We start from the raw sequence: 10,635 nt of genomic DNA on the forward strand, positions 1-10,635 counted from the left end.
TGCGTGTAATCGATTCCAATCCTCTCTACACGACGATGTAATCGATTCCACGAGGAGGTGGAGCGGCGATGGCGAGCATCAAGGATGTCGCTGCCGAGGCAGGGGTCTCCGTCGCCACGGTGTCGCGCGTCCTGAACGACCATCCGTCGGTCAGCGAGGACGCACGCACCCGTGTGCTGGCCGCTGTCGAGGCGCTGGGCTACCGCCCGAACGCCGTCGCCCGTTCGCTGCGCACCGACCAGACCCGCACCCTCGGCCTGGTCATCAGCGACGTGATGAACCCGTACTTCACCGAGCTGGCCCGCTCCGTCGAGGAGGAGGCCCGCGCGCTGGGGTACAGCGTCATCATCGGCAACGCCGACGAGCGGCCCGACCTGCAGGATCACCACGTACGGACCCTGCTGGACCGCCGTATCGACGGCCTCCTCGTCTCCCCCACCGACGGCGGTTCCCCGCTGATGCTGGACGCCGCGCGCGCGGGGACACCGATGGTCTTCGTGGACCGGTGGATCCCCGGCGTCGATGTGCCCGTCGTCCGATCCGACGGGCGGGACGCCGTGCGCGATCTCGTCGCGCATCTGCACGCGCTCGGGCACCGACGGCTCGCCATCATCGCGGGGCCTGCCGCCACCACCACCGGTCGCGAGCGTGTGGAGGCCTTCAGGGAGGCACTCCAGGCGTACGGTCTCGAACTCCCCGACGTCTACAGAGGGCAGGGCGACTTCCAGGCCGAAAGCGGACGGCGGGTCACCGAGGGTTTCCTCGATCTGCCCGAGCCGCCCGAGGTCGTCTTCGCGGCCGACAACCTGATGGCGCTCGGCGCCCTGGACGCCGTACGCGCGCGCGGGCTGCGGGTTCCCGAGGACATCGCGCTCGCCGCGTTCGACGACATCCCGTGGTTCGTGCACACCGATCCGCCGATCACCGCGGTCGCCCAGCCCACGGGCGAGCTGGGCCGCGCCGCCGTGCGCGCACTCGTCGACCGCATCGAGGGACGGCCCCCGCGGTCCGTCACCCTCCCCGCCCGTCTCGTCGTACGCCGCTCGTGCGGCGAGCAGCCGGCTTCCCCCGAGTCGGCACCCGTACAGAACAGGAGCCAGTCGTGAGCAACCAGGACGAGTTGCTGCGCATCGAGGGCATCAGGAAGACCTTCCCCGGCGTGGTCGCGCTCGACGGCGTCGACTTCGATCTGCGCCGCGGCGAGGTGCACGTCCTCCTCGGTGAGAACGGCGCGGGCAAGAGCACCCTCATCAAGATGCTCTCCGGCGCCTACACTCCTGATGGCGGGCGGATCCTGGCCGGCGGCAAGGAGGTGCGCATCCATGGTGCGCAGGACTCCGAGCGCCTCGGGATCGCCACCATCTACCAGGAGTTCAACCTCGTGCCCGACCTCACGGTCGCCGAGAACATCTTCCTGGGCCGCCAGCCGCGCCGCCTCGGCATGATCGACCGCAAGAGGATGGAGGCCGACGCCGAGGTGCTGCTGAAGCGCGTCGGGGTCAGCGTCTCTCCACGCGCGCGTGTCCGCGAACTCGGTATCGCTCGCCTCCAGATGGTCGAGATCGCCAAGGCGCTGAGCCTGAACACACGCGTGCTGATCATGGACGAGCCGACCGCCGTGCTCACCTCGGAAGAGGTCGAGAAGCTCTTCGCCATCGTGCGGAAGCTGCGCGAGGACGGCGTGGGCATCGTGTTCATCACCCACCATCTCGAGGAGATCGCCGCCCTCGGTGACCGTGTCACCGTCATCCGCGACGGCAGGTCGGTCGGGCAGGTCCCCGCCTCCACGCCCGAGGACGAGCTCGTACGCCTCATGGTGGGGCGCTCCATCGAGCAGCAGTACCCGCGCGAACAGCCGGAGAAGGGCGCCGCGCTGCTCACCGTCGAAGGGCTCACCCGCGACGGGGTCTTCCGCGACGTCACCTTCGAGGTGCACGCCGGTGAGGTCGTCGGCATCGCCGGGCTCGTCGGCGCCGGTCGTACCGAGGTCGTGCGGGCCGTGTTCGGCGCGGACCCGTACGACAAGGGCACCGTGAAGGTCTCCGGAGCGCCCCTGAAGGGGCACGACGTCAACTCCGCCATGGCGGCCGGCATCGGGCTGATCCCCGAGGACCGCAAGGGCCAGGGACTCGTCCTGGACGCCTCCGTGGAGGAGAACCTCGGGCTGGTGACGCTGCGTTCGGCCACGCGCGCGGGGATCGTCGATCTCAAGGGCCAGCGGGAGGCCGCCGCCCGGATCGCCGAGCAGCTGGGCGTACGGATGGCCGGGCTCCAGCAGCATGTGCGCACGCTCTCCGGCGGCAACCAGCAGAAGGTCGTCATCGGCAAGTGGCTGCTCGCCGACACCAAGGTGCTGATCCTCGACGAGCCGACGCGCGGGATCGACGTCGGCGCCAAGGTCGAGATCTACCAGCTCATCAACGAACTGACGGCCGCGGGTGCCGCCGTCCTCATGATCTCCAGCGATCTGCCCGAGGTGCTCGGCATGAGCGACCGGGTCCTGGTCATGGCCCAGGGCCGGATCGCCGGCGAACTCTCCGCCGACGAGGCCTCGCAGGACGCCGTGATGGCCCTCGCCGTCAGCAACCCCACGAACGAGAAGACCGAAACGGAGGCCACCCGTGGCCACTGACACGCTCAAGAGCACGACGGGCGCGAGTGGCGCCTCGGGGCTTCGCCGCCTGCTCCTCGACAACGGCGCGCTCACCGCGCTGATCGTCCTCGTCATCGCGATGTCGGCACTGTCCGGCGACTTCCTGACGACGGACAACCTGCTCAACGTCGGCGTCCAGGCGGCCGTGACCGCCATCCTCGCCTTCGGTGTGACCTTCGTGATCGTCTCGGCCGGCATCGACCTGTCGGTCGGGTCCGTCGCCGCCCTCTCCGCCACCGTCCTCGCCTGGAGCGCGACCTCGCAGGGCGTGCCGGTCTTCCTGGCGGTGCTGCTCGCCGTCGCGACCGGCATAGCGAGCGGCCTGGTCAACGGCTTCCTCATCTCGTACGGGAAACTGCCGCCGTTCATCGCGACGCTCGCCATGCTGTCGGTGGCCCGCGGTCTGTCCCTGGTGATCTCGCAGGGCTCCCCCATCGCCTTCCCCGACTCGGTCTCGCACCTCGGTGACACGCTCGGCGGCTGGCTGCCGGTGCCGGTGCTCGTGATGGTCGGCATGGGTCTCATCACCGCGTTCGTGCTGGGCCGGACGTACATCGGACGCTCGATGTACGCGATCGGCGGCAACGAGGAGGCGGCCCGGCTCTCCGGTCTGCGGGTGAAGAAGCAGAAGCTCGCGATCTACGCCCTCTCCGGTCTGTTCGCCGCCGCCGCGGGCATCGTGCTCGCCTCCCGGCTCTCCTCCGCGCAGCCGCAGGCCGCGCAGGGCTACGAGCTGGACGCGATCGCCGCCGTCGTCATCGGCGGTGCCTCGCTGGCCGGTGGTACGGGCAAGGCGTCCGGCACGCTGATCGGTGCGCTGATCCTTGCGGTGCTCAGGAACGGCCTCAACCTGCTCTCCGTGTCCGCCTTCTGGCAGCAGGTCGTCATCGGTGTCGTCATCGCGCTCGCCGTCTTGCTGGACACCGTGCGGCGCAAGGCCGGGGCGACCCCGGTCACGGCGAGCGGCACCGGCAACAAGGGCAAGCAGGCGGCGACCTACCTTCTCGCCGCCGTGGTCGCGGCGGCGATCGTCGGTGCCACGTCCTTCCTGCACAGCGGCTCCTCGGACGCGGGGAAGTCGCAGAAGATCGGGCTCTCCCTCTCGACGCTCAACAACCCGTTCTTCGTGTCGATCCGCGCCGGCGCGCAGGCCGAGGCGAAGAAGCTGGGCGTGGACCTGACCGTCACGGACGCGCAGAACGACGCCTCGCAGCAGGCCAACCAGCTGGAGAACTTCACCAGTTCGGGGCTCGGCACGATCATCGTCAACCCGGTGGACTCCGACGCGGTGACCCCGGCGGCGAAGTCCGTGAACAAGGCGGACATCCCGCTGGTGGCCGTCGACCGCGCGGTCAACAACGCGACCACCGCCGCGCTCGTCGCCTCCGACAACACCACCGGCGGCAAGCTCGCCGCCAAGTCGCTCGCCGAGAAGCTGGGCGGCAAGGGAAAGATCGTGATCCTCCAGGGGCAGGCCGGCACCTCCGCCAGCCGGGAGCGCGGCGCCGGTTTCGCCGAGGGGCTGAAGTCCTACCCGGGTATCGAGGTCGTCGCCAAGCAGCCGGCGGACTGGGACCGCACCAAGGGCCTGGACGTCATGACCAACCTGCTGCAGGCCAACCCCGGCGTCTCCGGTGTCTTCGCGGAGAACGACGAGATGGCACTCGGCGCGATCAAGGCGCTGGGTTCCAAGGCTGGAAAGTCCGTCCAGGTCATCGGCTTCGACGGAACCGACGACGGTCTCAAGGCCGTCAAGGCAGGCACGCTGTACGCATCCGTGGCGCAGCAGCCGTCCGAACTCGGCAGGATCGCCGTGCAGAACGCGGTGAAGGCCGCCGAGGGTGAGAAGGTCGCGAAGTCGGTGATGGTGCCGGTGAAGGTGGTCACGAAGGAGAACGTGGCCGGGTTCACGGGCTGAGACCGCAAGGCGGGTGGGTCGTCCTGACGGGGACCCACCCGCCTCACGTCACTTCATAGGGGAGCGTTTTCATGTACGACTACGACCTGCTGGTCGTGGGATCCGCCAATGCCGATCTGGTCATCGGCGTCGAGCGGAGGCCGGGCGCCGGCGAGACCGTGCTCGGCTCCGACCTGGCCGTCCACCCGGGCGGCAAGGGCGCCAACCAGGCGGTCGCGGCCGCCCGCCTCGGCGCGCGTACGGCCCTGCTGGCCCGGGTCGGCGACGACGCGTACGGCCGGCTGCTGCTGGACTCGCAGCGCTCGTCCGGGGTCGACACGGTGGGCGTTCTCGTCGGCGGTGCGCCGACCGGGGTCGCGCTGATCACGGTGGATCCGTCGGGGGACAACAGCATCGTGGTGTCGCCGGGTGCCAACGGGCGGCTGACGCCGGGGGACGTGCGGGCCGCGGGCAGCCTCTTCCACGCCTCGCGGGTGGTCTCCGTGCAGCTGGAGATCCCGCTGGAGACGGTCGTGGAGGTCGTACGGAATCTGGCGCCGGACAGCCGTTTCGTGCTGAATCCGTCGCCGCCGCGGCCACTGCCGACGGAGCTGCTGGCCGCCTGCGATCCGCTGATCGTCAACGAGCACGAGGCGAAGGTCATCCTCGGTGACTCCCGGGTCGGGGACGAGCCGGAGGACTGGGCGCGGATCCTGCTGGCGAAGGGGCCGCGGTCGGTAGTGGTGACGCTGGGGTCGCGGGGTGCGCTGGTGGCCTCCAGGGAGGGCGTGGCCCGGGTGGCGCCGGTCAAAGTGGACGCGGTGGACACGACCGGCGCGGGCGACGCGTTCACGGCGGCGCTGGCGTACCGGCTCGGTGCCGGTGCCTCCCTGGCCGAGGCCGCGGCGTACGCGGCGCGGGTGGGAGCGGCCGCCGTCACGAAGGAGGGCGCCCAGGCGTCCTTCCCGACCGCGGCGGAGGTCGACGCCCCGTGAAGAAGACGGGAATCCTGAACCGTCATCTCTGCGGCGCGCTCGCCGAGCTGGGGCACGGCGACGGGGTGCTGGTCTGTGATGCCGGTATGCCGATACCGAACGGCCCCAGGGTCGTCGACCTCGCCTTCCGGGCCGGGGTGCCGTCCTTCGCCGAGGTGGTGCAGGGGCTGCTGGAGGAGCTGGTCGTGGAAGGCGCCACGGCCGCGGCCGAGGTGCGGGATGCCAATCCGGCGGCGGCGAAGCTGCTGGACGGGCACTTCGGCGAGGACGGCCTGGAGTTCGTCTCGCATGAGCGGCTGAAGGAGCTGTCGGCGGGTGCCCGGCTGGTCGTGAGGACCGGCGAAGCACGGCCGTACGCGAACGTGCTGCTGCGCTGCGGGGTGTTCTTCTAGCCGTACAAGCTTCGTTCTAGCCGTACAAACTTCGAGGGGGCCTGGTCCGTCGACCAGGCCCCCTCGGGTTTTCCCCTCCGTATCAGAACCCCCGCGATCCCCCCAGATCCCTCCCCCAGAAGTCCTGATGCCAAGTACGACCCGCGAGGTGCGGGAAGGGTTGCACGGTTTCTCAAGAAATTTTTACCGGGCCGCCCCGGCGGGTCTCAGGCCGTGTGCTCCACGAACCGGGCCGCCGTCTCCGCCAGCACCTCTCGCCCGTCCCGTGCCCACAGCTCGTCGTTGAAGAGCTCCACCTCGATGGCGCCGGTGTAGCCGGCCGCCTCGACGTAGCCCTGCCACTCGCGCATGTCGATCGCGCCGTCGCCGATCTGGCCGCGGCCGTTGAGGACACCCTCGGGCAGCGGGGTGGTCCAGTCGGCGAGCTGGAAGGTGTGGATACGGCCGGAGGCGCCCGCGCGGGCGATCTGCGCGGGCGCGTTGTCGTCCCACCAGATGTGGTACGTGTCGACCGTGACGCCGACCTGGTGCGCGGGGAAGCGTTCCGCGAGGTCCAGCGCCTGCGTGAGCGTGGAGACCACGCAGCGGTCGGAGGCGTACATCGGGTGGAGCGGCTCGATGGCCAGCTTCACGCCGCGCTCCTGCGCGTACGGGCCCAGGACCGCGAGGGCGTCCGCGATGCGTTCACGGGCGCCGTGCAGGTCCTTGGAACCGGCCGGCAGGCCACCGGAGACCAGGACCAGGGTGTCGGTGCCGAGCGTCGCCGCCTCGTCGACGGCACGGCGGTTGTCGTCCAGGGCCGCGGCGCGCTCCCCCGCGTCGATGGCCGTGAAGAAGCCGCCGCGGCACAGTGTGGTGACGGTCAGACCCGCGTCGCGGACCAGCTTGGCCGTCGCCTCCAGGCCGTACGTCTGGACGGGCTCCCGCCACAGGCCGACGTTGACGATGCCCAACCGGCCGCAGGCGTCGGCCAGTTCCGGCATCGACAGCTGCTTGACCGTCATCTGGTTGATGGAGAAGCGGGAGAGGTCGCCGGTCACTGGTTCACTCCGTACAGGGACAGCAGGTTCTTCATCCGCTCCTCCGCCAGCTTCGGGTCCGGGAACAGGCCCAGTCCGTCGGCGAGTTCGTAGGCGCGGGCGAAGTGCGGCAGCGAGCGCGCCGACTGGAGTCCGCCGACCATGGTGAAGTGGCTCTGGTGGCCCGCGAGCCAGGCCAGGAACACCACGCCGGTCTTGTAGAAGCGGGTCGGCGTCTGGAAGAGGTGGCGGGACAACTCGACGGTGGGGTCGAGCAGTTCACGGAAGCCCGCCGTGTCGCCGGTGTCCAGGACGCGCACCGCCTCGGCCGCCAGCGGGCCCAGTGGGTCGAAGATGCCGAGCAGGGCGTGACTGAAGCCCTTCTCGTCGCCCGCGATCAGCTCGGGGTAGTTGAAGTCGTCGCCGGTGTAGCAGCGGACGCCCTGCGGCAGGCGCCGGCGGATGTCGATCTCGCGCTGGGCGTCCAGCAGCGAGACCTTGATGCCGTCGACCTTGTCCGGGTGGGCCGCGATGACCTCCAGGAAGGTGTCGGTCGCCGTGTCCAGGTCGGACGAGCCCCAGTAGCCCTCCAGCGCCGGGTCGAACATCGGGCCCAGCCAGTGCAGGACGACCGGCTCGGAGGCCTGGCGGAGCAGATGGCCGTAGACCTCGAGGTAGTCCTCGGGGCCCTGGGCCGCGGCGGCGAGGGCGCGGGAGGCCATGAGGATCGACTGCGCGCCGGACTCCTCCACGAGGGCGAGCTGCTCCTCGTAGGCCGCACGGACCTCGGCCAGGGAACCGGCCGCGATCTGGTCGGTCCCGACGCCGCACGCGATCCGGCCGCCGACCGCCTTGGCCTCGGCGGCGCTGCGGCGGATCAGCTCCGCCGCGCCCGCCCAGTCCAGGCCCATCCCGCGCTGGGCGGTGTCCATCGCCTCGGCGACGCCGAGCCCGTGGGACCACAGGTGGCGGCGGAAGGCGAGGGTGGCGTCCCAGTCGATCGCGGCGGGCGAGTCGGGGGTGGTGTCGGCGAACGGGTCGGCGACGACATGGGCCGCCGAGAACACCGTACGAGAGGTGAGGGGGGAACCCGTGGTGAGGGCGAGCGGCTCCCGGCGGGGCTCGTACGCCCTCAAGCTCCCACTGGTGTCGGGGAGTTGGATGGTCACAGCGCGATCTCCGGGACATCGAGGCGACGGCCCTCGGCCGAGGACTTCAGACCCAGCTCGGCGAGCTGGACGCCACGGGCACCGGCGAGGAGGTCCCAGTGGTAGGGGGCGTCGGCGTAGACGTGCCGGAGGAACAGCTCCCACTGGGCCTTGAAGCCGTTGTCGAACTCGGCGTTGTCCGGGACCTCCTGCCACTGGTCGCGGAAGACCTCGGTGGCGGGGATGTCCGGGTTCCAGACCGGCTTCGGGGTGGCCGAGCGGTGCTGGGCGCGACAGTTGCGCAGACCGGCGACGGCCGAGCCCTCGGTGCCGTCCACCTGGAACTCCACGAGCTCGTCGCGGTTGACGCGGACGGTCCAGGAGGAGTTGATCTGGGCGATCGCGCCGCCGTCGAGCTCGAAGATGCCGTAGGCGGCGTCGTCGGCCGTCGCGTCGTACGGCTTGTCGTTCTCGTCCCAGCGCTGCGGGATGTGGGTGGCGGTGAGGGCCTGGACGGACTTCACCCGGCCGAACAGCTCGTGCAGGACGTACTCCCAGTGCGGGAACATGTCGACGACGATGCCACCGCCGTCCTCGGCCCGGTAGTTCCACGAGGGGCGCTGGGCGCTCTGCCAGTCGCCCTCGAAGACCCAGTAGCCGAACTCGCCGCGGATCGAGAGGATCCGGCCGAAGAAGCCGCCGTCGATGAGTCGCTTCAGCTTGAGCAGGCCGGGCAGGAAGAGCTTGTCCTGGACGACGCCGTGCTTGATGCCGGCGGCGCTGGCGAGCCTGGCCAGCTCCAGGGCGCCGTCCAGGCCGGTGGCGGTCGGCTTCTCGGTGTAGATGTGCTTGCCCGCCGCGATCGCCTTCTTGAGCGCCTCCTCGCGGGCCGAGGTCACCTGGGCGTCGAAGTAGATGTCCACGGTCTCGTCGGCGAGGACCTCGTCCACGTCCGTGGCCCAGTGCTCCAGGCCGTGCTGCTCGGCCATCGCCTTCAGCGCGTGCTCGCGGCGGCCGACCAGGATCGGCTCCGGCCACAGCACGGTGCCGTCGCCGAGGTCGAGGCCACCCTGCTCGCGGAGCGCGAGGATGGAGCGGACCAGGTGCTGGCGGTAGCCCATGCGCCCGGTCACACCGTTCATGGCGATACGCACCGTCTTGCGTGTCACGTCGATCCCTTCGTAGGCGTCGTGCGCAGCATTCCCTGCACATTCCGTACGCGGTTGTGCGCGCCGCGTACGCCTCCACTGATGAGCGTCACAGCAAGCGCTTTCTATCTGATGAGAAGCTAGCCTCTGAGCAGCGGTTCGGACAAGACCGTGACCGCTTCGAGTTGTTCGAGGGGACGAACAACGGGGTGTGGGGGCCTTAAGGTCTGCTCGGAACCATGACTGACTGTGCTGCGTCTGTGCAGCCGCACAGTCCTGCGTGGCTGACTGAGCGGGGACGGGCGCGGAGCCCGGGTACGACGAGGTACGACGATGCGCGACCGGAGGACGACGAGATGACGGTGACCCTGGCGGACGTGGCGGCGCGCGCGCAGGTCTCGCCCGCGACGGTGTCGCGCGTGCTGAACGGGAACTATCCCGTGGCCGCAACCACCCGTGAGCGGGTGCTGCGGGCCGTGGACGAACTGGACTACGTACTGAACGGGCCGGCGAGTGCGCTGGCCGCGGCGACGTCCGACCTCGTCGGGATTCTCGTCAACGACATCGCGGACCCCTTCTTCGGGATCATGGCGAGCGCGATCCAGTCCGAGATCGGCGGTCCGGGCGGACGCGCGGGCGGTGAACGGCTGGCGGTGACCTGCAACACCGGGGGTTCTCCGGAGCGTGAGCTGACGTATCTGACCCTGCTGCAGAGACAGCGGGCGGCGGCCGTGGTGCTGACGGGCGGTGCGGTGGAGAACGCGCCGCACGCGGCGGCGGTCGCCGCGAAGCTGCGGAGGCTGGAGGATGCCGGGACGCGGGTGGTGCTGTGCGGGCGGCCGCCGGCGCCGGAGACCGGGGCGATCGCGCTGACCTTCGACAACCGTGGGGGTGGGCGGGAGCTGACGGAGCATCTGCTCGGGCTCGGTCATCGGCGGCTCGGGTACATCGCGGGGCCGGAGGAGCGGACGACCACCCGGGATCGGCTGGAGGGGCATCGGGCCGCGCTCGCGGACGCGGGGATCTCCGAGGATCCGCGGTGGACTGTGCACGGGCGCTACGACCGGCGGTCGGGGTACGAGGCGACGCTGGAGTTGTTGCGGCGGGATCCGTCTCTTACGGCGGTGGTGGCGGCGAACGACTCCGTCGCGCTGGGGGCGTGTGCTGCCCTGCGGGACTCCGGGCTGCGGATTCCGGATGATGTGTCCGTCGCCGGGTTCGATGATCTGCCGTTCAGTATTGATGCGGTGCCTGCGTTGACGACGGTGCGGTTGCCGTTGGCGGAGGCGGGGGCTCGGGCGGGGCGGATCGCCATGGGGCGGGAGGAGGGGCCGGAGATGGGGCGGGGGCTGCCGCGGGGGGGGTATGCGGAGGTCGCTGACG

General features: G+C 70.4%; 9 protein-coding genes. 6 read left to right on the plus strand and 3 right to left on the minus strand.

Annotation, left to right across the window (positions count from 1 at the left end; all coding sequences use genetic code 11):
• Nucleotides 1-68: 68 nt before the first annotated feature.
• The 5 genes from TN53_RS33185 (at nucleotide 69) to rbsD (ending at nucleotide 5,937) form a co-directional block, all read left to right on the plus strand.
• Nucleotides 69-1,106 (plus strand): LacI family DNA-binding transcriptional regulator, encoded by a 1,038-nt coding sequence (locus TN53_RS33185; protein WP_046262479.1) that lies wholly within the window; start codon nucleotides 69-71, stop codon nucleotides 1,104-1,106.
• Nucleotides 1,103-2,632, plus strand: coding sequence for a sugar ABC transporter ATP-binding protein (locus TN53_RS33190; protein ID WP_046262480.1), 1,530 nt, complete (start codon nucleotides 1,103-1,105; stop codon nucleotides 2,630-2,632). The genes TN53_RS33185 and TN53_RS33190 overlap by 4 nt, the downstream gene beginning before the upstream one ends.
• Complete coding sequence (locus tag TN53_RS33195) at nucleotides 2,622-4,571, plus strand: substrate-binding domain-containing protein (protein WP_046262481.1); 1,950 nt, start codon at nucleotides 2,622-2,624, stop codon at nucleotides 4,569-4,571. The genes TN53_RS33190 and TN53_RS33195 overlap by 11 nt, the downstream gene beginning before the upstream one ends.
• Nucleotides 4,572-4,642: 71 nt before the next feature.
• Nucleotides 4,643-5,545, plus strand: a complete 903-nt coding sequence (locus tag TN53_RS33200; RefSeq protein WP_046262482.1) for a ribokinase — start codon at nucleotides 4,643-4,645, stop codon at nucleotides 5,543-5,545.
• Nucleotides 5,542-5,937, plus strand: a complete 396-nt coding sequence (rbsD, locus tag TN53_RS33205; protein ID WP_046262483.1) for a D-ribose pyranase — start codon at nucleotides 5,542-5,544, stop codon at nucleotides 5,935-5,937. The genes TN53_RS33200 and rbsD overlap by 4 nt, the downstream gene beginning before the upstream one ends.
• A gap of 206 nt (nucleotides 5,938-6,143) precedes the next feature.
• Here the strand turns inward: rbsD and TN53_RS33210 are convergent, their stop codons facing one another.
• The 3 genes from TN53_RS33210 to TN53_RS33220 are packed head-to-tail and all read right to left on the minus strand — an operon-like array spanning nucleotide 6,144 to nucleotide 9,273.
• The gene (locus TN53_RS33210; RefSeq protein WP_046262491.1) at nucleotides 6,144-6,941 is read right to left on the minus strand and encodes a sugar phosphate isomerase/epimerase family protein; all 798 of its coding nucleotides are present in this window, start codon (nucleotides 6,939-6,941) and stop codon (nucleotides 6,144-6,146) included.
• A 32-nt stretch (nucleotides 6,942-6,973) separates the two neighbouring features.
• Complete coding sequence (locus TN53_RS33215) at nucleotides 6,974-8,125, minus strand: dihydrodipicolinate synthase family protein (protein WP_046262484.1); 1,152 nt, start codon at nucleotides 8,123-8,125, stop codon at nucleotides 6,974-6,976.
• Complete coding sequence (locus TN53_RS33220; RefSeq protein ID WP_046262485.1) at nucleotides 8,122-9,273, minus strand: Gfo/Idh/MocA family protein; 1,152 nt, start codon at nucleotides 9,271-9,273, stop codon at nucleotides 8,122-8,124. Before TN53_RS33220 ends, TN53_RS33215 begins: the two co-directional genes overlap by 4 nt.
• Before the next feature lie 335 nt (nucleotides 9,274-9,608).
• On the opposite strand from TN53_RS33220, the gene TN53_RS33225 reads away from it, so the two are divergent.
• On the plus strand, nucleotides 9,609-10,635 hold a 1,027-nt coding region (locus TN53_RS33225; protein WP_046262486.1), incomplete at its 3' end, for a LacI family DNA-binding transcriptional regulator.

Origin of the sequence: Streptomyces sp. WM6386 (assembly GCF_000972385.1) — a bacterium.
Taxonomy (GTDB): domain Bacteria; phylum Actinomycetota; class Actinomycetes; order Streptomycetales; family Streptomycetaceae; genus Streptomyces.

What these genes read in the sequence shown, in the direction of transcription:
- TN53_RS33185 (WP_046262479.1), top strand. Translation starts at nt 69, where the DNA reads ATGGCGAGCATCAAGGATGTCGCTGCCGAGGCAGGGGTCTCCGTCGCC.
- TN53_RS33200 (WP_046262482.1), top strand. Translation starts at nt 4,643, where the DNA reads ATGTACGACTACGACCTGCTGGTCGTGGGATCCGCCAATGCCGATCTG.
- TN53_RS33210 (WP_046262491.1), bottom strand. Translation starts at nt 6,941, where the DNA reads ATGACGGTCAAGCAGCTGTCGATGCCGGAACTGGCCGACGCCTGCGGC.